This is a genomic window from Herbaspirillum sp. AP02 (assembly GCF_015767275.1).
GTDB lineage: Bacteria > Pseudomonadota > Gammaproteobacteria > Burkholderiales > Burkholderiaceae_D > Herbaspirillum.
This window is the reverse complement of the sequence record NZ_JADWMY010000013.1, coordinates 82,379-104,020: the sequence shown is the minus strand read 5'-3', so window position 1 is coordinate 104,020 and position 21,642 is coordinate 82,379. Positions and strand designations below refer to the sequence as shown.

Genomic DNA, 21,642 nt, shown 5'->3' with positions numbered 1-21,642 from the left:
ACCATCCCCGTGGAGCGTCGCTGTCCGCCAAGGGGCGGCGACTTTATCCCGACAGGAGCAATCCTGGCGGGATTTTTTTATGGGCGGGCGGTGACCAGATCGGTCTGGGTGGGAGCGCTCTGCATGAGCAGCTTGACAGTGTTTTCGGCGTTGCTGACGATGGTATCGACCAGGGCCTGGTCATCGGCCATGCGGGCCAGCGAGACCGCGCCGACGATGACCGAGACGATGGATTCGGCCAGGCCGATGTAGTCCTGGTAGTCCAGCCGCATCAGGTGGGCGGCGAACAGCTTGACGAAGCGCGAATAGCCGGCCGTGACCACTTCCTTGACCTGCTGGTCGGCGTGACCCAGTTCGGTGGACAGATTGGCCAGCGGACAAAGCATGCGGGGGTCCTGGCCCATGTGCTGGCGCAGGTAGTAGAAGACGATCTGCTGCACCGCCTCGCGGGGTGACATGCCGCGCGTGACCTCGTCGAGGTTGGCAACGATGAAGTCGAAGGCCACCGCGTTGGCGTCGGCAACGAGGTGTTCCTTGGAGGTGAAGTGACGATAGAAGCCGCCCTGCGTCAGCCCGGCAGCGGACATGACGTCGGAAATGGCGGTGGCGGCGATGCCATTCTTGAGAAACAGCCCGGAGGCGATGGCGAGGATGCGCTTCCTGGTTTCGGCGGTTTCGGCGTTGGATTTGCGCATGGCGCGCTCCTGTCGATCAACTTCGAAAATAGATGATCATTGTACGCCAAAAGTTCCGCCTCCAGGCGGGCCCGCCGCGTGGGCGGGCCGAGTCATGACGCCGCAACTCAGCGGGCCAGCGCGTCCTGCAGGTAAACCGAGGACGACAGGGCCTGATGCACCTGGCGGCTGACCTCATCGACGAAGACCTCCAGCGCACCGGCTTCCAGTGCATCCAGGGTCTGGCGCACCACATCTTCCGGGCGCGACTTGGGGGCGTCAAAACCGCGGGTCAGGTCGGTATCGATGAAACCGGCGTGGACGCCCATGACCTGCGTCCCCTGCTCACGCAGTTCCTGGCGCAGGCCATTGGTCAGCGACCAGGCCGCTGCCTTGGAAACCCCGTAGGCCGCCAGCATCGGCGAATTGACCATGCTGATCACCGACAGCACGTTGACCAGCGCGCCGCCACCCTGGCGCGCCAGCACGGGGGCGAAGGCCTGGCTCAGGTTGAGCATGCCGAACAGGTTGGTGTTGAGGTGATCCTGCAGTTGTTCCTGCGCACCGGCGTGCAGCAGGCCGCCTACGCGGGCGATGCCGGCGTTGTTGATCAGCACGCTCAGGTCGCCGATGCGTTCCGCGGCGGCCTTGACCTGCTCGGGCCTGGTCACGTCGAGCTCGATCGGCTCCACGCCGGCCAGCTTGACCGAGGTGATATCACGCGCACCGGCATAGACGCGACGGGCGCCGCGCTCCAGTACTTGCTTGGCGAATTCCAGGCCCAGGCCGCGGTTGGCACCGGTCACCAGGACGACAGCGTTTTCGAGTTTCATGATCTTTCCTTTCAATGGAGTTCTGTGGGGTCAGTGAAGCCGGTCTGTCCGGCCTCGATCCGGGTTGGCAATCAAGCGTCTTGTGATCGGGTCAAACAAAAATATGATAATCATCATATTCATGGGTAAAAAAACAGGGCGCCACCCGATCCCGGGCGCCCTGGCTCAAGTTTCCTGTTCAGTCTGCGTAGCGTGCCAGCAATTCGGCCCGGGTGGATGCCAGCAAGGCGCGTCCCTGCGGGGTGTTGCCCATCACGCGTGCCATCTGCAGCGCGCCGCTGAGGGTCGCGGCCACCATCCAGCTCGCCTGCTCGCCATGATGGGCTGGCAAGACCTCGCGCACCAGTTGCTGCAGGCTGTGGATGGCCTCGCGCGAGGACGCCATCACCTCCGGCGTCTGGCCGCGCATCTCGCTGCACAGCGCCGCCACCGGGCAACCGTTTTCGCAGGCCTCGATCTGGGAGTCGGACAGATAGGCGTTCACGTAGGCCCGGAAGCACTCGCCGCCGGCGCCCGCCTGCTTACCGACGTGGTTCATGATCAGCGTCGCACTGTCGCGGCTGGCATGGCTGACCGCCTCGGCCAGCAAGGCATCCCGCGAGGCAAAGTGGGCGTAGAAGCCACCATGGGTCAGCCCGGCCTCTTTCATGACCTCGGCCACGCTGACGCCCTTGAAGCCGCTGCGACGCATCGCCCGCGCGGCGGCGGCCACGATGCGCTGGTGGGACTGCTCCTTCTTGCTGGGTGCGGTGGAATTCATGGGAGCACAATAGCACAAATATGATGTTCATCATATTTTTACCGATTCCCGGTTTGCGTTGTACCTCCCGCGCCACACCGCAGACTTGAGCCCGGCCGTATCAGGTGCCCAGGTCCTGGCCAAAGGACTCCCGATAACGCTGCGGACTCACCCCCAGCACCCGCACGAAGGCATTGCGCATGCGACCGGCATCGCCGAAGCCACAGGCGTAGGCAATCGCCTTGATCGGCGCGGTGCCGTGCTCCAGTTGAGCGCGTGCGGCATCGATGCGGGCGCGCTGCACGAACTCGGCCGGCGCCATGCCCGCCTCGCGTGAAAAACTGCGGGAGAAACTGCGCAGACTCATGCGCGCCACGGCCGCCAGTTCGGCCACCGACAGCGGCTGCCTGAGATTGGCCAGCACATGGCGCTGTACCTCGGCGATGGGGGAATCGGGGGGGGCCAGGTGATCGAGATAGGGACTGAACTGCGACTGGCCGCCGCTGCGCTGCATCACCACCACCAGCCGCTTGGCCACGTTCAGGGCCAACTCGGCGCCATGATCCTGACGCAGCAGGTAGAGCGCCAGATCGATGCCGGCGGTGACGCCGGCCGAGGTGTACAGGCCCTCGTCCTGGACATAGATGCGATCGGCCTCGACCCGCGCCAGCGGACACAGCGTGGCCAACGCGGCGGCATCATTCCAGTGGGTGGTGACGGTGCGGTGATCCAGCAGCCCGGCCCGCCCCAGCATGAACGCGCCATTGCAAATCGAGCCGAACTTGCCGGCACGGGCGCAGGCCTGGCGCAACCACGCCTGGATGGCGGGATCGAAGCGACGCTCCACCAGCGTCGGGCCACCGGCCACCAGCAAGAGCTCATCCTCGTCGTCGGCGTCGCGCCAGGTAAGGCTGGCGTTCAAGCCCAGGCCGTTGGAACAAGTCACTGCCGTGCCATCCACGCTGACGGTCTGCAGGCGATAGCGGTCACCCGGCAGCAAAAACCGGTTGGCCTCGGAGAACACGTCCAGCGGGCCGGACACATCCAGCGATTGCACGCCATCGAAAATCACGACTGTCACTGTCTTCATGGGGGGATCGCACCAGGGGTCGGAAAACGGCATGCAGGCCTGACCGCATGCCGTCGGCAGAGCGCAATTGTGGCACGCGCATGGGCTGGCCGCTGCGGCAGTGCCATTGCGCTTCGGCCAGACGACAGCTGAATCCGGCCAGCGCCGGTGCTGGCCGGATTCACCTTCAGACTGGCCGAAAGCCCAGGCCGAATGCGCATCCCTGCTTGCGGTGGCGCCGCGATAATCCTCGCTCCCGCCGCACCGCCGGCATGACCACCAGGAGCTCTGCATGTCATCCCCTACCCCCTCCGTTTCCCTGCCGGCCGAACGCGTCGGCCCCGCCTTTTCCGTGGACGGCATGCTGCTGGCGCGGCGCAAGACCCGCGAAGCCATCGCCCGCATCGCCGAGCGCGTCATGCCGGGCATGGTGGAAGAAGACGCGGTGGCCATGGCCAAGCAGGAGATGGCCGGCATGGGCCTGGCCCTGAGCTGGCACCCCACCCGCGTGCGTTTCGGGCGCAATACCATCAAGCCCATGAAACTGGCCTCCGAGCCCGGCGTGGTGCTGGGGGAGAACGATCTCTTCTTCCTCGACATCGCCCCCCGGGTGGATGCCTGGGAAGGCGATGGCGGCAAGACCTTCACGGTCGGACAACATGCCGACTATGCACGCTGCGCCCGCGATGCCGAGGAACTCTTCCACCAGGCACGCCAGGCCTGGGACCGGCAGCAACTGAGCGGGCGCCAGCTCTATGACTTCGCCGACAAGACGGCACGCGCCATGGGCTGGGAACTCAATTTCGACCTGCCGGGCCACCGCGTGTCCGATTTCCCGCATGCCGCCATCCACACCGGTGCACTGGCCGAGTTCGAGCAGGCGCCGGCGACCATGCGCTGGATCCTGGAAATCCACCTGCGCGATCCGCAGCATCGTTTCGGCGCCTTCTTCGAAGACATGCTGCTGGAAGATGAGCACTATCCTCTTTGAGCCATGACAGCCTGAGCGAAAACAAGAAAGCCAGCTCCGCGGAGCTGGCTTTTCTTCTTCCATCAGTCAATCTGGCAATCTGGCGATCACGCCAAATGCGCATGACCTCATGCGCTCATACCAGCGAATCGTCGTAACCGCCGCTGTCATCCAGATCGAAGTTGCTCAGGTCTGCCAGATCGCTGCTGGAGCCGAAGTCACTGCTGTCATTACTGCTGCCACTACCGCTGGCATTGCTGGCCAGGTCTGATTTGCGCTCGCCATCGCTGCCGTAGTAATTGTTGACCGTGGTGTTCTCGATGTTTTCCACAGGAGCGCTCAGGCCATTCTGGCGCGCCAGGCCGGCACCGCCATTGCCATTGAACATGTGCTCGATGCCCTGGTACAGGAAAGCACCGCCGGCCACGCCGGCTGCCGTGGCGGCGACACTGCCCAGCACGCTGCCCATGCCGCCCCCGAAGAAGCCTGAAGACGGCGCCGGTGCGGCCTGATAGGCCGGCGCTGGCGCAGGTGACGCATAGGCCGGTGCCGGTGCGGGCGCCGCTGCATAAGCTGGTGGATAAGTCGACGCCGGCACCGCCTGCGGACGTGCGCCAGACGGTGCATGGCCCCAGGCATTGCCATCCAGAAAACCGGGTTCACGGGCGCCACCGGCCTGCAGCGCCTGTACCTGGGCCTGCAACGCGCTGACCTGGGCCTTGCTGGCGTTGAGCGCCTGCTCCATCAGCAGCGCCCGCTGCACCAGCAGATAGGCCGCATCCGGCTGCTGCGCGACCGCCTGGGCGATCATCGCATCGGCCTGGGCATCCTTGGTGATGCCCCGTACCTGGGTCAATTGTTGGAGAAAATCCTGAAGGGCTTGGGTTTCTTGCGGATTCATCATGGCGGGCTCCTGCCGTTACGGTAATGACGACAAATGTAGACACAGCGACCCACATTCAACCCATGGACGAACGGGATCGCCGACAAATGGATTATGCGCGCCTTCATCTCGAAGAGATGTGTCGACAATCAACGAGATGGAAACAGCTTGTAACAGACAGCCGACAAGACTTCGCTCAAAGCAGACATACGCACAAAAAACCCGAATGTTGAAATTTTAGGTAATATCCCCCTCCCCGCACCCGTTCCGGCGGCCACAAGCCCGGAGCGGGCGGAGGCAGGCGCGTGGAGCCGGTCACCGGTTCCCGCACCCATTATCCGAGCCGACGAGAACGCAGCACCCTGCGCGATCGGCCCGCCGCATTCAGACCAGGAAACCAGAACAGCGAACGCGAGCCGCCTGCATCCGGCCCTCGCTTCCTCAAGACCGTTAATCCCTCATCAAGATCATGACCCAACAAATTTCTGCCGCCGAGCAACTCCTGCGTGACGCCGCCCGCGAATACCATCGCACCCCGTCGCGCGGCAAGATCGAAGTCCGCCCCACCAAGCCGCTGTCCAACCAGCGCGACCTGTCGCTGGCCTATTCGCCGGGCGTGGCCTATCCCTGCCTGGATATCGAAGCCGATCCGCTGAAGGCCTTCGACTACACCTCGCGCGGCAACCTGGTGGCCGTGGTCTCCAACGGCACCGCCGTGCTGGGCCTGGGCAACATCGGTCCGCTGGCGTCCAAGCCGGTGATGGAAGGCAAGGGTTGCCTGTTCAAGAAGTTTGCCGGCGTGGACGTGTTCGACATCGAACTGGCCGAGACCGACCCGGACAAGCTGGTCGAGATCATTGCCTCGCTGGAGCCGACCCTGGGCGGCATCAACCTGGAAGACATCAAGGCCCCCGAGTGCTTCTACATCGAGCAGAAGCTGTCGGCGCGCATGAACATCCCGGTCTTCCACGATGACCAGCACGGCACCGCCATCATCTCCTCGGCGGCCCTGCTGAACGGCCTGGAACTGGTCGGCAAGGATATCGGCGCGGTCAAGATCGCCGTCTCCGGCGCTGGCGCGGCTGCGATTGCCTGCGTGGAAGTGATGATCGGCCTGGGTGTGAAGCGCGAGAACGTCTTCATGGTCGATAGCAAGGGCGTCATCTATGAAGGTCGCCCCGGTGGCCTGGACGCTTCCAAGCAACGCTACGCCATCAAGACCGAGGCGCGCACCCTGGCCGACGTGGTCAATGGCGCCGACGTCTTCCTGGGCTGCTCGGCCCCGGGCGTGCTGAGCGCCGAGATGGTCAAGACCATGGCCGACAAGCCCATCATCCTGGCCCTGGCCAACCCGGAACCGGAAATCCGCCCCGAACTGGCCAAGTCGGTGCGCCCGGACTGCATCATCGCCACCGGCCGTTCGGACTATCCGAACCAGGTCAACAACGTGCTGTGCTTCCCCTACATCTTCCGTGGCGCGCTGGACTGCGGCGCCACCAAGATCACCGAAGCCATGAAGCTGGCCTGCGTGCGCGAGATCGCCGACCTGGCCAAGGCCGAGACCAGCGCCGAAGTCAGCGCCGCCTATCCCGGCAAGGAACTGGTGTTCGGTGCCGACTACCTGATCCCGACCCCGTTCGATTCGCGCCTGATCCTGAAGATCGCCCCGGCCGTGGCCAAGGCTGCCGCCGAGTCCGGCGTGGCGACCCGTCCCATCAAGGACTACGCCGCCTACCGCGAAGAGCTGACCCGCTTCATCTACCAGACCGGCATGTTCATGCAGCCGGTCTTCAACACCGCCAAGGTGGCCGCGCAGCGCGTGGTCTATGCCGACGGTGAAGACGAGCGCGTCCTGCGCGCGGTGCAGTTCGTGGCCGACGAAGGCCTGGCCGCACCCATCCTGGTCGGCCGCCCGGACGCCATCGAAGCCGGTATCAAGAAGGCTGGCCTGCGCCTGAAGATCGGCCAGAACGTGCAAGTCATCCACCCCGCCAGCGATGCCCGCGTGGCCGCCTACGCCGCGCAATACCAGGGCGGCAGCGAAGCCGACGTGCGCGCCAGCGGCAGCCTGCTGGCCGCGCTGATGGTCAAGGCCGGTGACGCCGATGCCATGCTGTGCGGCCTGGACGGCAACTACGACGGCCACCTGGCGCATGTGGAAAAGGTCATCGGTCTGAAGGACGGCGCCCAGGAATTCGCAGCATTGAACGCCGTGCTGCTGCCCGACCAGACCCTCTTCATCACCGATACCTACGTCAACGACACCCCGGACGCCGAGCAACTGGCGCGCATCGCCAAGGCCGCCGCCGAAGAAGTGGCGCGTTTCGGCGTGCCGCCCAAGGTAGCCTTCCTGTCGCACTCCAACCATGGCAGCTCCTCGCGCCCGTCGGCCCGCAAGATGGCGCAGGCGCATGAAGCCTTCAGGAAGCTGGCCCCGGAAGTGGAATCGGCCGGTGAACTGCACGGCGACGCCGCCCTGTCGGAAAAGATCCGCAACAACGTCGGCCTGGCCGACAGCGGTCTCACCGGTGCGGCCAACGTGCTGGTCTGCCCCAACCTGGATGCCGCCAACATCCTCTTCAACGTGTTGAAGACCAGCAGCGGCCAGGGCACCACCATCGGCCCCATCCTGCTGGGCGCGGCCGCACCGGTGCATGTGCTGACCCCGTCGAGCACGGTGCGTCGCGTCATCAACATGACCGCGCTGGCGGCGGCCAAGGCACAGGACGGCAAGTCCAAGGCCTGAAGAACGGCTGCTCCATGAACAACGCCCCGCTATCGTCCGATAGCGGGGCGTTGTTTCATCTGGCGCTGGACACTGACATGGGCTCCCGGGCCCGGCGCACGTGTCAGTCCTTCAGATGATGCGGAAAGCGCTGGCGGATCTCGTCGAGCTGCGCCAACGTACCCGAGAGATGCTCGCGCAACGCCGCCTGCGCCACCTGGGGATCACCGGCCGCGATGGCATCCACGATGGCGATGTGGTCGCGCACCACCCGCTGAGTCTTGCCGGGGATGGGCACATGCAGATTGCGCAGGCGATCCAGGTTGCCACTCTGCCGACGCACCATGGTCCATAGCTCCGGTACCTGTGCGGCCTCGTACATCAGGCGATGGAAGCCCTGGTCGGCCAGCACGAAGTCGGTATAGTTCTCGCGCTCGGCCAGCACGCGCTGCACCTCGATGCTGTCGCGCAGGCGCGTCACCAGCGCCGCATCGGGCCGTTGCGCCAGCGTGTGGACGATCTCCAGCTCGATGGAACGGCGCAGGAAATGCGCCTGCCGCGCCAGCGTCACATTGACGGCGCTGACCACCGTGGCGTGCTGGGGAAAGATATCCACCAGCCCTTCCTCCCCCAGCTTGATCAGGGCATCGCGGATCGGCGTCTGGCTCAGGCCGAACTGCTCGGCCAGCTCGGCACGCTGCAGCACCGTCCCCGGCGCCAAGCGCATGGCGATGATCAGTTCGCGCAGGTGCTCGAAGACCTGCGGCGCCGACTGGCGCGAACGGTCCAGCGGCGGAGGCGTGATGACAATCGGGTCGGCGGTCGTAGTGCTCATGCGGAAATCCTGGAAAACAGCGAAGGCATCGATGCGACGATCTGGCAATTTCGCCGACGTTGCCTTCAAGAGCCTGCATGATAAACCGCGTCGGCGTCATTGACGCACTAATATATTAGTGTTTTAATGCATTCCACCGACGCATGCAGGACGATTCCGTCACGACCATGGCCAGCAGAAGCCAGGCGGCATGCCCCATGACAACCGAGGAGACCCGTGTGGAATCACTGAAGCAACCGGCCGCATCAGCCGAATCTGCGGCCGTGCTGGCCCAGGCCGTGGCCAAGATCAAGCAGCGCGTGCTGCCGCTGTTCGTGATCATGTTCATCGTCAACTACATCGACCGGGTCAACATCGGCTTCGTACGCAGCCACCTGGCCACCGACGTGGGCATCAGCACCGCCGCCTTTGGGCTGGGGGCTGGCCTGTTCTTCGTCGGCTACGCCATCTTCGAGGTGCCCTCGAACCTCCTGCTGCAGCGCTTCGGCGCCAAGGCCTGGCTCACCCGCATCATGGCCACCTGGGGCCTGGCGGCCACCGCCATGGCCTTCGTCCATAACGAATCGACCTTCTATCTGCTGCGCTTCCTGCTGGGCGCGGCCGAGGCCGGTTTCTTCCCCGGCGTGATCTACTACTTCACCCAGTGGCTGCCAGCCAGCGAGCGCGGGCGCGCCATGGCGATCTTCCTGTCCGGCTCGGCGCTGGCCTCCATCCTCTCCGGCCCGATCTCGGGCGGTCTGCTGCAACTGGATGGCGGCGGACTGCATGGCTGGCAATGGATGTTCATCATCGAAGGCATGGCCTCGGTATTGCTGTGCGGCTTCGTCTGGTTCTGGCTGGACTCGATGCCGGCCGATGCCAAATGGCTCAGCGTGCAGGAACGCGATGCCGTCACCGGCGCCATCGTCGCCGAACAGGCCGAGCGCATGAAGAGCAAACCCGGCCACGTCTCGGTGCTGCAATTGCTGCGCGACCCGCAGATCCTGATCTTCTGCTTCATCTACTTTTCGATCTCGCTGACCATCTACGGCGCCACCTTCTGGCTACCCAGCATCATCCGCAAGATGGGTCACTTCAGCGACTTCCAGGTGGGCCTGTTCAACTCCATCCCCTGGCTGATCTCGATCGTGGCGATGTACGCCTTCGCCGCCCTGGCTGCGCGTTTCCGGCATCAGCAAGCCTGGGCCGCCACGGCCCTGGTGATTGCCGCCATCGGCATGTTCGTCTCCACCTTCGGCAATGCCAGCTTCGCCTTCGTCTCGATCTGCTTTGCCGCGGTCGGCTTCAAGGCGGCCTCCTCGCTGTTCTGGCCGCTGCCGCAGGGCTACCTGGATGCCCGCATCGCTGCCGGCGTGATCGCGCTGATCAATTCCATCGGCAACCTCGGCGGCTTCGTGGCCCCGACCGCCTTCGGTTTCCTGGAGCAGCGCACCGGCTCCATCGAGGGTGGCCTGCTGGGCCTGGCGATCACCTCGCTGGCGGCGGCCGGCGTGGTCTTCCTGGCCCGTTCCGGCAGCAAGGCCTGATCAGCCCGTCCCTCTCCAAGTCACCGATAACCCCGCTTTCATCCTCGCCCTGCCCGTAGAGAGTCCACCATGAAAATCGTCCGCGTCACCGTCACCCCCATCGCCTTCAAGGATGGTCCCCTGCTCAATGCCAGCGGCATCCACGAACCCTATGCCCTGCGCTCCATCATCGAGATCGAGACCGACAACGGCCACATCGGCCTGGGCGAAAGTTATGGCGATGCTCCGGCATTGAAGATCCTGGACCTGGTCAAGGGCCAGTTGATCGGCCTGGACCCGTTCAACCTCAACGGCCTGCGCGCCATCGTGCGCCGCGTGGTGGCCTCCATGGCCCCGGCCAGCAATGGTGGCGCCGAACTGGCGCCGGGCTCGCATGCCAGCAAGGCCGTCTCCAACGCCTATTCCGCCTTCGAAGTGGCTTGCCTGGATGCGCAGGCGCGCTACCTCAACGTGCCGCTGGTGGAATTGCTGGGCGGTGCGATCCGCAAGCAGATCCCCTTCAGCGCCTATCTCTTCTTCAAGTACGCCCAGCACATCGACAGCCCCTATGCGCCCGACGCCTGGGGCGAGGCCCTGAGCGAAGAACAGATCGTGGCGCAGGCGCGCAAGATGATCGAGGAAAACGGTTTCGAGAGCATCAAGCTCAAGGCCGGCGCATTGGCGCCTGAGCATGAGGTAGCCTGCATCAAGGCGCTCAAGAAGGCCTTCCCCACTGCGCCGCTGCGCATCGACCCTAATGGCAACTGGTCGCTGGAGACCGCCATCCGCATGGCCGAACTGCTGGGCGACGACCTGCAATACTACGAAGACCCGACCCCGGGCCTGGAAGGCATGTCGGAGCTGCACCGCCGCACCGGCCTGCCGCTGGCCACCAACATGGTGGTCACCGACTTCGACGAGCTGCGCCGCAGCGTGGCCCTGGACAGCGTACAGATCGTGCTGGCCGACCACCACTACTGGGGTGGCCTGCGTGACACCCAACACCTGGCCAAGATGTGCGACGTGTTCGGCCTGGGCGTGTCGATGCACTCCAACTCGCACCTGGGCATCAGCCTGATGGCCATGTCGCATGTGGCGGCGGCGGTGGAAAACCTCTCCTATGCCTGCGACACCCACTACCCCTGGCAGGAAGCCGACGAGGAAGTCATCAAGGGCGGCAAGCTGCCCATCCGCAATGGCTGCGTGCAGATCACCGATGCCCCGGGCCTGGGCGTGGAACTGGATCACGACCAGCTGCGCAAGCTGCACGAACTCTATCTGGAATGCGGCATCCGCCAGCGCGATGACGTGGGCCAGATGCGCAAGTACAAGCCGGACTGGAAGACGGTCAAGCCGCGCTTCTGATCGTTCTTGATCGTGTTTCCGGTTTAAGCATCCCGGAAAGAGCGATATCAATTAATGCATTGCCGGGGAGAATAATTTCATTAGATGGAATGCTTGCTGCTGATTACTATCGTTGGCGATTCAGCCATGCGACCATCGAACCAGCAAGCGCCGGCGGCACAGGGAGGCCGGCGGCAAGAAGAGAGACAGGATGGGCAGGAAGCCGACGCTTCGTGACGGCATGACAGCATGACATCACCAGCACTTCATTGCTCGCCGCGACCGCCCGCCAGGGCCGGCCGCCGCTCTCTTCGCCCGTACGCCAAGCGGGCGGCTCCGCTTCGATCGCATCGCCTGGGTCCGATACCAACAACGACAGCAATCGAACGCGAGGAAGACATGATCTGGTTCTACAACCTCAACATCGCCAGGAAGCTGGCCCTGTCCTTTGCCGTGGTGATCGCACTGACCCTGCTGCAGGGCCTGTTCGCCATCAAGGAGCTCAAGCAGGTCAACAATGCTTCCGGCGAGATCGTCACCAAGTGGATGCCGACCATGGATGCCGCGCGCGAGCTGCAGGGTTCGCTGCCCCCGCTGCGCCTGACCGAACTGGAACTGGTCACCGCCGTCACCCCGCAGGAGCGCGCCGCCGCCAACCAGGCCATCAAGACGCGCCTGGATGCCCTGGCCAAGCAACGCGCCGTCTTCGAACAACGCATGTCCGAGCCGCAGGAAAAGGAGCAGTACGCCCAGTTCGGCAAGAATCTGGCCGCCTACATCAAGGTCGATGAGCAACTGGCCGAGATGGCGGCCAACCAGCAATACGACGAGACCCGCGTCCTCTTCAAGGGTGAATCGGCCCGGCTGTATGGCGCCATGGTGGGCAATCTGGGGGCCATCGTGAAGATCAATGCCAGCGGCAGCGCACAGGCCGATGAAGAAGCCTCGGGCGTGTTCCGTGGCGCCCAGCGCTGGATCGGCGGGCTGTTGCTGGCGACCGTGGCGATCGGTTCGCTGCTGGCCTTCGTGGTGGCCGCCAATGTGGCGCGCCCGCTCAAGGAGGCGGTAGAAATCGCCCAGCGCGTCGCCCGCGGCGACCTGACTCTGCGCATCCGCCCGGCCGGGCGCGATGAAACCGGCCGCCTCATGGAAGCCCTGCGCGCCATGAACGAAAGCCTGCGCGACATCGTCAACGAGGTGCGCCAGGGCACCGACACCATCGCCACCGCCTCCAACGAAATCGCCCGGGGCAACCTGGACCTGTCCAACCGCACCGAGCAGCAGGCCGGTTCGCTGGAAGAGACCGCCTCGGCCATGGAGCAGCTCACCTCCACCGTGACCCAGAACGCCGACAACGCCCGCCAGGCCAACCAGCTGGCAGCCACTGCCTCGGACATCGCCAGCCAGGGCGGCGAGGTGGTGGGCCAGGTGGTGCAGACCATGGAAGGCATCACCGAAAGCTCGCGCCGCATTGCCGACATCATCAGCGTGATCGACGGCATCGCCTTCCAGACCAACATCCTGGCCCTGAACGCAGCGGTGGAAGCGGCCCGTGCCGGCGAACAGGGCCGCGGCTTCGCGGTGGTGGCCTCGGAGGTGCGCTCGCTGGCCCAGCGTTCGGCCGGTGCGGCCAAGGAGATCAAGGAACTGATCGACGATTCGGTGCAGAAGGTCAGCGCCGGCAGCGCCCTGGTGGAACGCGCCGGCAGCACCATGAACGAGGTGGTCGCCAGCGTGCGGCGCGTGACCGACGTGGTGGCCGAGATCAGCGCCGCCACCCAGGAGCAGAGCGGCGGCATCAACGAAGTGAACCTGGCCATCACGCAGATGGACGAGACCACCCAGCAGAACGCCGCCCTGGTGGAACAGGCGGCAGCCGCCGCCGATTCACTCAAGGGCCAGGCCGGCAACCTCGCTGCGGTGGTGGGCAAGTTCAAGCTGGACTAGGGCCCTCATCCCTACGGCAGATGGACGGGGAGCAGACGGGAGCCAGCCTCCTGGCGGCCATCCCTGAGCACGTAATCGACTTCACTGGCACCGATGCCCAGGTCATTGAGTTCGCGGGCATCCATGCCCCGGATCTCAACGACTGCGGCGCCGCGTGATCTGCTGTAGTCCCCGAGCATGCGGGCAAGGACCTGGCTGACGATATGCCACATGGATTTCTCCCTGATTGAATGCACTCATCATCAGGCAATCCAGGCTATTGGTAAAATTGAGTTTGATGACATCTATTATCAGGAAACCTGATGCGAGAACTCAGCCTGGACCAGTTGCGCACACTGGTCACCATCGTCGACCTGGGGACCTTTTCGGCCGCCGCCAATGCGCTGCACCTGGCCCAGCCCACCATCAGCCTGCATGTCAGCGATCTGGAAGCGCGCCTGGGCGGTGCCCTGCTCATGCGCGGCAGTCGCCGCGTGCAGGCTACCGCGCTGGGCGCACTGGTGATCGAACGGGCCAGGCGCCTGTTGCGCGACGCCGACGATCTGCTGGAGGTGGCCAGAAAACACGTGGAAGGCAAGGTCGGCCGGGTACGGCTGGGGACGTCGACGGGAGTGGTGGTCAACCTGCTGCCGCGCGTATTGCGCAAGCTGGAAAGCAGCTTTCCCGGCATCGATGTGGAGGTCAACATCCTGGGCTCGAACGAGACCATGGCGCGCCTGCAGGAAGGCACGCTCGACATCGGCCTGGTGGCCACTCCCATCCAGTCTTCCAAGGACATCCTGATCACGCACTGGCGCAGCGACCGCATGATGGCCTTCCTGCCGGCCACGTGGAAATCACCGGCTGCCATCAAGCCGGGCTGGCTGGTGGACAAGCCGATGATCTTCAACGACGCGACCACGCAGATGTATCGCCTGACCATGGCCTGGTTTGCCGAGGCCGGGGAAAACCCACGCGCCCGTATCGAACTCAACTACAACGAGGCCATGAAGAGCCTGGTCTCGGCCGGCTACGGCGCTGCCGTCCTGCCGCTGGAACAGCCCCTGGCCGCTGAACTGGAGCGCCACAAGGATATCCGCATCGTGCCCCTCTCCCCGGTGCTCAAGCGCCATATCGGCGTGGCGCATCGTGCCCTGCCCGGCCTGGACAAGGCGACGGCCAACGTGCTGGAGACGATACGGCAGTTCGAGCAGACCTGAACCGGGGTCTCCCCAGCCAGCGGGTCTTCCGGAGACACACACAGGCTCATTAACGACCGTTTAATGCCGGATTCAATGAGCATTAAGCACAGACTCGGGTGCATCTCCTATAGTCAGCACTCCTTCACGTGCAATCTTCAGGAGTTCCCCATGAGCCTGGCATCCCTGCCCACGCCCGCCGCCTTGATCGACATCCCCCGCATGGAGCGCAACATCGCCCGCATGCAGCAGCGCATGGATGCGCTGGGCGTGCGCTTCCGCCCGCACGTCAAGACCACCAAGTGCCAGCAGGTCGTGCAGGCGCAATTGCAGGCCGGGGCAAGCGGCATCACCGTCTCCACCCTGAAGGAAGCCGAACAGTTCTTTGCCGCCGGCATCGGCGACATCGTCTATGCGGTAGGCATGGCGCCCACCAAGCTGGACCAGGCGTGGGCCCTGCGTCGCCAGGGCTGCGATCTCAAGATCGTGGCCGACAGCGTAGCCTGTGCCGAGGCCATCGTGGCCTTCGGCCGGGCGCACGATGCGTCGTTTGAAGTCTGGATCGAAATCGACGTCGATGGCCATCGCTCCGGCATCGCCCCGGACGATGCCGTCCTGCTGGCCGTGGGATCGATACTGCACGCAGGCGGCATGCGCCTGGGCGGGGTATTGGCCCACGCCGGCTCCAGCTACGACCATGACAATGATGCCGCTCTCATCGCCGTGGCCGAACAGGAACGCGCCGGCTGCGTGCGCGCCGCCGAACGCCTGCGCACCGCCGGCCTGCCGTGCGAGGTGGTCAGCATCGGCTCCACCCCGACCGCCCTGCGCGCCGAACAGTTGCGTGGCGTCACCGAGGTGCGGGCCGGGGTCTATGCCATGTTCGATCTGGTGATGTACAACGTGGGCGTCAATACGCTGGATGACATCGCGCTGAGCGTGCTGACCACCGTGATCGGCCACCAGCCCGAGAAAGGCTGGGCCATCGTCGATGCCGGATGGATGGCCATGAGCCGCGACCGGGGTACCCAAGGGCGCCGCCAGGATTTCGGCTATGGCCAGGTCTGCACCGAGGATGGCCAGGTGCTGCAAGGCTACCTGATGAGCGGCGCCAACCAGGAGCACGGCATCCTCTCGCGCCAGGGCAGCCCGGATGAGCAGATCGCACAACACCTGCCCATCGGCACCCGCCTGCGCATCCTGCCCAACCACGCCTGCGCCACTGGTGCGCAGTACCCGCACTATCAGGCCATCGCCGCCGACGGCAGCGTGGCGACCTGGCCGCGCTTCAACGGCTGGTAGGCGCCGCGCCGTTCAGGCCGCTGCCGAAATAGGACTGCGCCAGCGCCACCCAGTAGCGCACGCCCTCTTCGATGATGTCATCGTTGAAGTCGTAGTGCGGGTGGTGCAGCGAATGGGAGCTGCGGTCCTGCGGCGCATTGCCGATCAGGACATAGGTCCCGGGCCGCTCTTCCAGCATGAAACCGAAATCCTCCGAGGTCATGTTGGCCGGGATACCGGTGCGGATGCGCGCATCGCCGAAGGTGGTGCGGATCACCTGTTCGCAGAAGTCGGTCTCGGCCGGTGTATTGATGGTGGCCGGGTAGTACTGGAAGAATTCCACCTCGACCTGCGCGCCATAGGCTCCCGCCAGCGCTTCGCACATGCGACGGATGTCTTCCTGCAACTTCTGCTGCAGGGTCGATGAGAGCGTGCGGATGGTGCCGCGCAACTCGGCCCGGTCGGGGATCACGTTGTCGGTATCACCCGCATGGAACATGCACACCGAGATCACGGCCGGATCGACCGGGTCCTTGTGACGGGCGGCGATGGTCTGGCACTGCAAGACCATGGAACAGGCCAGCGGAATCGGGTCCAGCCCCAGATGCGGCTGGGCCGCGTGTGCCCCCTTGCCGGTGATGGTGATCTTCAGGCGCGAACCGGCCGCCATGATGGGACCGGTGCGCAAGCCGAACTGCCCGGCCGGCAGGCTCGGCCAGTTGTGCATGCCGAACACGGCCTCGGTCGGGAACTGTTCGAAGAGGCCATCCTCGATCATCTTGCGCGCTCCCGCCCCACCCTCCTCGCCCGGCTGGAACACGAAGTGCACGCTGCCCGCCAGGGTCGGCATCTGCTTGAGCACCCGGGCCGCGCCCAGTAGCATCACGGTATGGCCGTCATGGCCGCAGGCATGCATGATGCCGTGCGTGCAGGAGGCATGGGCGAAGTCATTGGCCTCGGTGATGGGCAGGGCGTCGAGGTCGGCGCGCAGTACGATGCCGCGCTGCGGGTCGCTGCCCGGCAGGCTGGCCACCACGCCGGTGCCACCCAGGCCACGGGTGACGGCATAGCCCAGTGACGCCAGTTCCCGCACCACCACGTCGGCGGTGCGGTGTTCCTCGAAACGCAGTTCGGGATGCGCATGCAGGTCGCGGCGCAGGCTGGCCCAGTGGGCCAGATGCGGGTGCAGGCTGTCGTGCTGATGGGGGGTGTGTTCCATGATGCGGGTCTGTCTCCGGTTCGGCAGGCAATCAGGCGTAATAGCCCAGGATCGATTTCACTTCCATGTACTCTTCCATGCCCTCGACGCCGTACTCGCGGCCGTTGCCGGACTGCTTGTAGCCGCCGAAGGGCGCCTGCGGGTCCCAGGCCGGGTAGTTCAGGTGGACCTGGCCGGACTGGATGCGGGCCGCCACGGCGCGCACCTGGTCCTTGTCGGTCCCCTGCACATGGGCACCCAGGCCATAGACGCTGTCGTTGGCGATGGCGATGGCTTCTTCCACGCTGTCGTAGGGCAGGATGGCCAGGACCGGGCCGAAGATTTCCTCCTGCGCGATCACCATGTCGGTATGCACGTCCGAGAAGATCGTGGGCCGCGCATAGTAGCCCTGCTCCAACCCCTGCGGGCGACCGGGACCGCCGGCCAGCAGCCGGGCGCCATCCTGCAGGCCGGCCTCGATCATCTGCTGCACGCGCAGGAACTGGGCGCGATTGGCCAGCGGGCCATGGGTGGTGGCCTCCTGCCACGGATCGCCCACCTGCATCTGCGCCAGTGCCGCCAGCGCCAGGGCATGCACGCGATCCAGCGCCGCGCGGGGCACGATCAGCCGCGTCGGCGCGCTGCAGGACTGGCCCATGTTGCGCAAGGCCGCCGCTACCCCGGGCGGGATGGCGCGTTCCAGGTCGGCATCCGGTAGCACCAGGTTGGGCGATTTGCCGCCCAGCTCCTGGGCCACGCGCTTGACGGTGGTCGCCGCCGCCTGCGCCACCAGCACGCCGGCACGGGTGGAGCCGGTGATGGAAATCATGTCCACCTGGGGATGCACGGACAGGGCCGCGCCAACCTCGGCGCCGCTGCCATTGACCAGGTTGAAGACCCCGGCCGGGACCCCGGCCTCATGCACGATCTCGGCGAACAGCAGCGCCGACAGCGGCGACAGTTCGCTGGGCTTGAGCACCACCGTGCAGCCGGCCGCCAGGGCCGGGCCGACCTTGGCCGTGATCTGGTAGATCGGCCAGTTCCAGGGCGTGATCAGGGCGCACACGCCGATGGGCTCGCGCACGATGGCGGTGGTGCCGCGAGGGCGGAGGAAGGGATAGTCGGCCAGGTTGTCGCGGGCTACGCGCAGGTGCTCGGCCGCCAGCGGCACGTGGGCGTTGCGGGCGTAGCTGATGGGCGCGCCCATTTCCAGCGTCAGCGCCTGGGCGAACAGTTCGCTGCGCTCCAGCAGCAAGGCATGCATGCGGCCCAGCAAGGCGGCGCGCTCGGCCGGTGAAGTCGCGGCCCAGGCCGGGAAGGCCCGTCGTGCGGCCTGCACCGCATGGTCCACATCGGCGGCATTGCCCAGCGCGATCTCGCCGACCGCCGCTTCGGTGGCCGGGGCGATGACGCTGGCGCGTTCGCTGCCCTGCGGGCGGACCCATGCGCCATCGATGTAGAAATGCGCCAGCCGGGCGGTGCGGCCCAGGTGGTCCAGCGGAAGTGAGGCAGAAGCGTGGAGGGTCATGTCGGGATGTCCTTGGGTTGGAGTGGGTCCTGGTCGCGCAGCGACGTGTTCACTGCAGCGACGTGTTCACCGCAGCCGCGTGTTCACAACAGCGCGGTCGCCTCGACCTCGATCTGCAGACCGAAATGCAGGGCCGGTACCGGTACGACCGCGCGCGCCGGACGGGCAGCGCCGGCCCAGGCCGCATAGATCTGGTTGAACAGGGGCCAGTGCGCCACGTCGGTGAGGTAGATGCGCACCTGCAGGAGCTTGCCGATCTCGCTGCCGGCACCGATGAGGGCGGCCTCGACATTGGCCAGCGTCTGCCGTGCCTGGACCTCGAAGGACGCCTCGCTGAGCTTGCGGCCGCTGGCATCGATGGGCAGTTGGCCTGAGATGAACAGCATGCCGTTGCCGCTGGCGACATGACTGTAATGGCCGCCGGGCGTGGCCAGGCCGACCGGATTGAGGGTGACCGGATAGCGGTGGGGATCGGTGTCGTGATTCATGAAGTCCATTGATCGAAGTGAAAAGTCAGAAAACAGAAAAGAAACCGGAAAGCCGAACGGCCACGCAAACGCAGTTTCCCTGGATGGACTGTAGCCAGATGGCGATCATCCATGTTTAATATCCGTTCAATTCACCATTAAGAGGTCTTTAATGCTGCAACTCGATGACATGCAACTGCTGCGCGCCCTGGGCGCGTCTTCTTCGCTGGCCGCCGCCGCCCGCCTGCTGGACCTGACGCCGCCTGCCGTCACGGTGCGCCTGCAGCGCATCGAGGACCGCATCGGCGTACGCGTGGCGCACCGCGCTGCGCGGGGCATCGCCCTGACCGACGAAGGACAGCGCCTGGTGCAGGCGTCCATGGACATCCTGGAGCGTATCGAATCACTCACCGCCAGCGTCTCGCGCGAGGCCGACCGCGGTGGGTCCATCGGCGAGACCCAGATCAGCGGATCGCTGCGGGTGGTGGCCCCGTTCGGCTTCGGGCGCCGCTATGTGGCGCCGCTGGTGCGCGATCTGCAGCGCAGCCACCCGCAGCTGGCGATTTCGCTGCTGCTGGCCGAGAGCCCCCTCTCCGCTGCCACCGGTGCCGATGCCGTGATCTCCATCGGGCGCGTCAAGGACTCTTCGTGGGTCGGCCATTTCCTGGCGCCCAACGAACGCCTGCTGTGCGCGGCACCGACGCTGGCACGACGCATGCAGCGCCTGAAACATCCGTCCGAACTGGCCGAGTACCCCTATGTCTGCCTGCGCGAGAACGACGACGACGTCAGCCGCCTGCGATTCACTCCCGTGGACCGTGCCGGAGGCCGTATCGGCAAGGCCTTGACGGTCAAGCTCAAGGGCATGCTCTCGTCCAACGACGGCACCGTCACCCGCGACTGGGCGCTCGACGGCGAAGGCTTCGTGGCGCGTTCCGAATGGGATTGTGCCCATCTGGTGGCCGAGGGCCGCCTTCGCCGCGTGCTGCCCGGCTGGCAACTGGAGCCGGCCCCCGTCATGGCGCTGCTGCCCGGCCGCCAGGGCCTGACCACGCGCCAGCGGGTCTTTCTGGAAGCGGCCCGGCGCGCCTTCGACCCGGTTCCCTGGCGTCGCTGACAAGGCCCCGATCAGGGGCCGCCTCAGAAGTCCGCCACCTTGCCCCAGGACGAATCGTTGAAGCGACTCGGGTGATAGGGGCGCGGATCGACGATGGGCGTAACGCCACTGGCCAGGTCGGCGATCAGATGCCCGGCGCCCGGTCCGATGCCGAAGCCGTGGCCGGAGAAGCCGGCCGCCAGGATCAACCCCGGGGTCTGCGGCAATTCGCCGATGCCCGGCACGCCGTCGGGGGTGCTGTCCACATAGCCGGCCCAGGTATGGGTGACGCGTGCCTGCGCCAATTCGGGCAGCAGTTCGATAGCGCGACGATGGGTGGCACGGATGGACACCGGATCGGCCGGTGCATCCAGGATGCGCATGCGTTCCATCGGCGTGGGGGCATCCAGGCGCCAGCGCGACAGGCTCTCGTGGCCGCTGCGCCAGGCCTGCAGGCCACCCGGTGACAGGTTGCGCCAGCGCTTGGCGAACATCGGCAGGAACTGCGGCGAGAAGCGCAGGAACTGCAGGGTCGGATCAACCCGCGCACGACCGCTGATGGCCAGTGCATAGGAGCCGTCGCTGCGCCGCGTGACCGCCACACCCGAGGTGTAGAGCGCACCCGGCAAGGCTTGCTCCATCGGCGCCACGCTCATGATCGATTGCCGCACCGAAGCCTGAGGGAAGCGGATGCCCAACTGGTGGCAGAACGATGAGGCCCAGGCGCCGCCGGCCAGGATGGCGGTGCGGGTCTTGATGACGCCGGCTTCGGTGATCACGCCAGAGACGCGTCCACCTTCGGTTTCGATACCGCGTGCCGCGCATTGCTGGATCACGTGGCCGCCCAGCTTCATCACCGCGCGCGCCACGGCAGGTGCCGCCTTGACCGGGTCGGCGGTGCCGTCGGTGGGCGAGAACACCCCGCCCTTCCAGGGGCGCCCGGTCGCGTGACCGCGTTCGGCGGCCTGTTTGCTGTCGAGCATATAGGTGGTCACGCCGGCGGTCTGGGCGAACTTGCCCCAGGTGGCCCAGCGATTGATTTCCTCGTCATCGTTGGAGAGATAGAGCAGGCCGCAGCGGGTGAAACCGGTATCCTCGCCGCTCTCAGCGGAGAACTGCTCCCACAGGTCGATGCTCTTGGTCGCCATGGGCAGCTCGCGGGCATCGCGGTTCTGCTGACGGCACCAGCCCCAGTTGCGGCTGGACTGCTCGCCGCCGATGCGGCCCTTTTCGACCACCGCCACCGAGATGCCGCGCTTGGCCAGGTAGTAGGCGGTGAAGATGCCGATGATGCCGCCACCGATGATGACCACGTCGGCCGCGGCAGGTGGTATGGTCGGACTCTGGACTTGGACGAGCGGAGGCGACAT

The 21,642-nt window shown here is 65.6% G+C and carries 19 protein-coding genes; 8 read left to right on the top strand and 11 right to left on the bottom strand.

The window, feature by feature from the left end:
* Nucleotides 1-77: 77 nt before the first annotated feature.
* The 4 genes from I5R65_RS21515 to I5R65_RS21500 all read right to left on the bottom strand — a co-directional run bounded on the left by I5R65_RS21515 (nt 78) and on the right by I5R65_RS21500 (nt 3,336).
* Nucleotides 78-695: a TetR/AcrR family transcriptional regulator gene (locus I5R65_RS21515; protein WP_180670835.1), complete on the bottom strand. Its 618-nt coding sequence runs from the start codon at nt 693-695 to the stop codon at nt 78-80.
* A 107-nt stretch (nt 696-802) separates the two neighbouring features.
* Nucleotides 803-1,507: an SDR family oxidoreductase gene (locus I5R65_RS21510; protein WP_180670834.1), complete on the bottom strand. Its 705-nt coding sequence runs from the start codon at nt 1,505-1,507 to the stop codon at nt 803-805.
* Between the two features lie 178 nt (nt 1,508-1,685).
* The gene (locus tag I5R65_RS21505; RefSeq protein ID WP_180670833.1) at nt 1,686-2,267 is read right to left on the bottom strand and encodes a TetR/AcrR family transcriptional regulator; all 582 of its coding nucleotides are present in this window, start codon (nt 2,265-2,267) and stop codon (nt 1,686-1,688) included.
* Nucleotides 2,268-2,367: 100 nt separating this feature from the next.
* The gene (locus I5R65_RS21500) at nt 2,368-3,336 is read right to left on the bottom strand and encodes a GlxA family transcriptional regulator (protein WP_180670832.1); all 969 of its coding nucleotides are present in this window, start codon (nt 3,334-3,336) and stop codon (nt 2,368-2,370) included.
* Between the two features lie 271 nt (nt 3,337-3,607).
* On the opposite strand from I5R65_RS21500, the gene I5R65_RS21495 reads away from it, so the two are divergent.
* The gene (locus tag I5R65_RS21495) at nt 3,608-4,306 is read left to right on the top strand and encodes a M24 family metallopeptidase (RefSeq protein ID WP_180670831.1); all 699 of its coding nucleotides are present in this window, start codon (nt 3,608-3,610) and stop codon (nt 4,304-4,306) included.
* A 115-nt stretch (nt 4,307-4,421) separates the two neighbouring features.
* On the opposite strand, the gene I5R65_RS21490 is transcribed toward I5R65_RS21495, so the two are convergent.
* The gene (locus tag I5R65_RS21490) at nt 4,422-5,186 is read right to left on the bottom strand and encodes a DUF2076 domain-containing protein (protein ID WP_180670857.1); all 765 of its coding nucleotides are present in this window, start codon (nt 5,184-5,186) and stop codon (nt 4,422-4,424) included.
* A 451-nt stretch (nt 5,187-5,637) separates the two neighbouring features.
* Between I5R65_RS21490 and I5R65_RS21485 the strand changes: the two genes are divergently transcribed.
* Nucleotides 5,638-7,914, top strand: a complete 2,277-nt coding sequence (locus I5R65_RS21485) for an NADP-dependent malic enzyme (RefSeq protein ID WP_180670830.1) — start codon at nt 5,638-5,640, stop codon at nt 7,912-7,914.
* 103 nt (nt 7,915-8,017) lie between these two features.
* Here I5R65_RS21485 and I5R65_RS21480 read toward each other — a convergent pair whose 3' ends face one another.
* Nucleotides 8,018-8,728, bottom strand: a complete 711-nt coding sequence (locus I5R65_RS21480; protein ID WP_180670829.1) for a GntR family transcriptional regulator — start codon at nt 8,726-8,728, stop codon at nt 8,018-8,020.
* A 197-nt stretch (nt 8,729-8,925) separates the two neighbouring features.
* Between I5R65_RS21480 and I5R65_RS21475 the strand changes: the two genes are divergently transcribed.
* From I5R65_RS21475 to I5R65_RS21465, 3 genes are all read left to right on the top strand, one after another.
* Complete coding sequence (locus I5R65_RS21475) at nt 8,926-10,254, top strand: MFS transporter (RefSeq protein ID WP_180670828.1); 1,329 nt, start codon at nt 8,926-8,928, stop codon at nt 10,252-10,254.
* A 69-nt stretch (nt 10,255-10,323) separates the two neighbouring features.
* The gene (locus I5R65_RS21470; protein ID WP_180670827.1) at nt 10,324-11,598 is read left to right on the top strand and encodes a glucarate dehydratase family protein; all 1,275 of its coding nucleotides are present in this window, start codon (nt 10,324-10,326) and stop codon (nt 11,596-11,598) included.
* Between the two features lie 378 nt (nt 11,599-11,976).
* On the top strand, nt 11,977-13,524 hold the full coding sequence (locus tag I5R65_RS21465; protein WP_180670826.1) for a methyl-accepting chemotaxis protein: 1,548 nt from the start codon (nt 11,977-11,979) through the stop codon (nt 13,522-13,524).
* 11 nt (nt 13,525-13,535) lie between these two features.
* Here I5R65_RS21465 and I5R65_RS21460 read toward each other — a convergent pair whose 3' ends face one another.
* Nucleotides 13,536-13,736 (bottom strand): hypothetical protein, encoded by a 201-nt coding sequence (locus I5R65_RS21460; RefSeq protein ID WP_180670825.1) that lies wholly within the window; start codon nt 13,734-13,736, stop codon nt 13,536-13,538.
* A 90-nt stretch (nt 13,737-13,826) separates the two neighbouring features.
* On the opposite strand from I5R65_RS21460, the gene I5R65_RS21455 reads away from it, so the two are divergent.
* Together I5R65_RS21455 and I5R65_RS21450 are read left to right on the top strand one after the other, a co-directional pair.
* On the top strand, nt 13,827-14,723 hold the full coding sequence (locus tag I5R65_RS21455) for a LysR family transcriptional regulator (RefSeq protein ID WP_180670824.1): 897 nt from the start codon (nt 13,827-13,829) through the stop codon (nt 14,721-14,723).
* Between the two features lie 150 nt (nt 14,724-14,873).
* A complete protein-coding gene (locus I5R65_RS21450) occupies nt 14,874-16,004 on the top strand; it encodes a DSD1 family PLP-dependent enzyme (RefSeq protein ID WP_180670823.1) in 1,131 nt (376 codons plus the stop codon).
* Here I5R65_RS21450 and I5R65_RS21445 read toward each other — a convergent pair.
* From I5R65_RS21445 to I5R65_RS21435, 3 genes are all read right to left on the bottom strand, one after another.
* Nucleotides 15,991-17,202 carry a M20 aminoacylase family protein gene (locus I5R65_RS21445; RefSeq protein ID WP_180670822.1) on the bottom strand — a complete coding sequence of 404 codons (1,212 nt, stop codon included), beginning with the start codon at nt 17,200-17,202 and terminating at the stop codon, nt 15,991-15,993. The genes I5R65_RS21450 and I5R65_RS21445 overlap by 14 nt on opposite strands.
* A 31-nt stretch (nt 17,203-17,233) precedes the next feature.
* Nucleotides 17,234-18,709, bottom strand: a complete 1,476-nt coding sequence (locus tag I5R65_RS21440) for an aldehyde dehydrogenase family protein (protein WP_180670821.1) — start codon at nt 18,707-18,709, stop codon at nt 17,234-17,236.
* An 83-nt stretch (nt 18,710-18,792) separates the two neighbouring features.
* A complete protein-coding gene (locus I5R65_RS21435) occupies nt 18,793-19,197 on the bottom strand; it encodes a RidA family protein (RefSeq protein ID WP_180670820.1) in 405 nt (134 codons plus the stop codon).
* Between the two features lie 151 nt (nt 19,198-19,348).
* Here I5R65_RS21435 and I5R65_RS21430 point away from each other — a divergent pair, with 151 nt between their 5' ends.
* Nucleotides 19,349-20,293, top strand: a complete 945-nt coding sequence (locus I5R65_RS21430; RefSeq protein ID WP_180670819.1) for a LysR substrate-binding domain-containing protein — start codon at nt 19,349-19,351, stop codon at nt 20,291-20,293.
* A gap of 23 nt (nt 20,294-20,316) precedes the next feature.
* Here I5R65_RS21430 and I5R65_RS21425 read toward each other — a convergent pair whose 3' ends face one another.
* Nucleotides 20,317-21,642: an FAD-binding oxidoreductase gene (locus tag I5R65_RS21425; protein WP_180670818.1), complete on the bottom strand. Its 1,326-nt coding sequence runs from the start codon at nt 21,640-21,642 to the stop codon at nt 20,317-20,319.

What these genes read in the sequence shown, in the direction of transcription:
- I5R65_RS21485 (WP_180670830.1), top strand. Translation starts at nt 5,638, where the DNA reads ATGACCCAACAAATTTCTGCCGCCGAGCAACTCCTGCGTGACGCCGCC.
- I5R65_RS21490 (WP_180670857.1), bottom strand. Translation starts at nt 5,186, where the DNA reads ATGAATCCGCAAGAAACCCAAGCCCTTCAGGATTTTCTCCAACAATTG.
- I5R65_RS21445 (WP_180670822.1), bottom strand. Translation starts at nt 17,202, where the DNA reads ATGGAACACACCCCCCATCAGCACGACAGCCTGCACCCGCATCTGGCC.
- I5R65_RS21500 (WP_180670832.1), bottom strand. Translation starts at nt 3,336, where the DNA reads ATGAAGACAGTGACAGTCGTGATTTTCGATGGCGTGCAATCGCTGGAT.
- I5R65_RS21505 (WP_180670833.1), bottom strand. Translation starts at nt 2,267, where the DNA reads ATGAATTCCACCGCACCCAGCAAGAAGGAGCAGTCCCACCAGCGCATC.
- I5R65_RS21515 (WP_180670835.1), bottom strand. Translation starts at nt 695, where the DNA reads ATGCGCAAATCCAACGCCGAAACCGCCGAAACCAGGAAGCGCATCCTC.
- I5R65_RS21430 (WP_180670819.1), top strand. Translation starts at nt 19,349, where the DNA reads ATGCTGCAACTCGATGACATGCAACTGCTGCGCGCCCTGGGCGCGTCT.
- I5R65_RS21465 (WP_180670826.1), top strand. Translation starts at nt 11,977, where the DNA reads ATGATCTGGTTCTACAACCTCAACATCGCCAGGAAGCTGGCCCTGTCC.
- I5R65_RS21480 (WP_180670829.1), bottom strand. Translation starts at nt 8,728, where the DNA reads ATGAGCACTACGACCGCCGACCCGATTGTCATCACGCCTCCGCCGCTG.
- I5R65_RS21450 (WP_180670823.1), top strand. Translation starts at nt 14,874, where the DNA reads ATGAGCCTGGCATCCCTGCCCACGCCCGCCGCCTTGATCGACATCCCC.
- I5R65_RS21435 (WP_180670820.1), bottom strand. Translation starts at nt 19,197, where the DNA reads ATGAATCACGACACCGATCCCCACCGCTATCCGGTCACCCTCAATCCG.
- I5R65_RS21425 (WP_180670818.1), bottom strand. Translation starts at nt 21,642, where the DNA reads ATGTCGCCTCCGCTCGTCCAAGTCCAGAGTCCGACCATACCACCTGCC.
- I5R65_RS21460 (WP_180670825.1), bottom strand. Translation starts at nt 13,736, where the DNA reads ATGTGGCATATCGTCAGCCAGGTCCTTGCCCGCATGCTCGGGGACTAC.
- I5R65_RS21470 (WP_180670827.1), top strand. Translation starts at nt 10,324, where the DNA reads ATGAAAATCGTCCGCGTCACCGTCACCCCCATCGCCTTCAAGGATGGT.
- I5R65_RS21495 (WP_180670831.1), top strand. Translation starts at nt 3,608, where the DNA reads ATGTCATCCCCTACCCCCTCCGTTTCCCTGCCGGCCGAACGCGTCGGC.
- I5R65_RS21510 (WP_180670834.1), bottom strand. Translation starts at nt 1,507, where the DNA reads ATGAAACTCGAAAACGCTGTCGTCCTGGTGACCGGTGCCAACCGCGGC.
- I5R65_RS21475 (WP_180670828.1), top strand. Translation starts at nt 8,926, where the DNA reads ATGACAACCGAGGAGACCCGTGTGGAATCACTGAAGCAACCGGCCGCA.
- I5R65_RS21455 (WP_180670824.1), top strand. Translation starts at nt 13,827, where the DNA reads ATGCGAGAACTCAGCCTGGACCAGTTGCGCACACTGGTCACCATCGTC.
- I5R65_RS21440 (WP_180670821.1), bottom strand. Translation starts at nt 18,709, where the DNA reads ATGACCCTCCACGCTTCTGCCTCACTTCCGCTGGACCACCTGGGCCGC.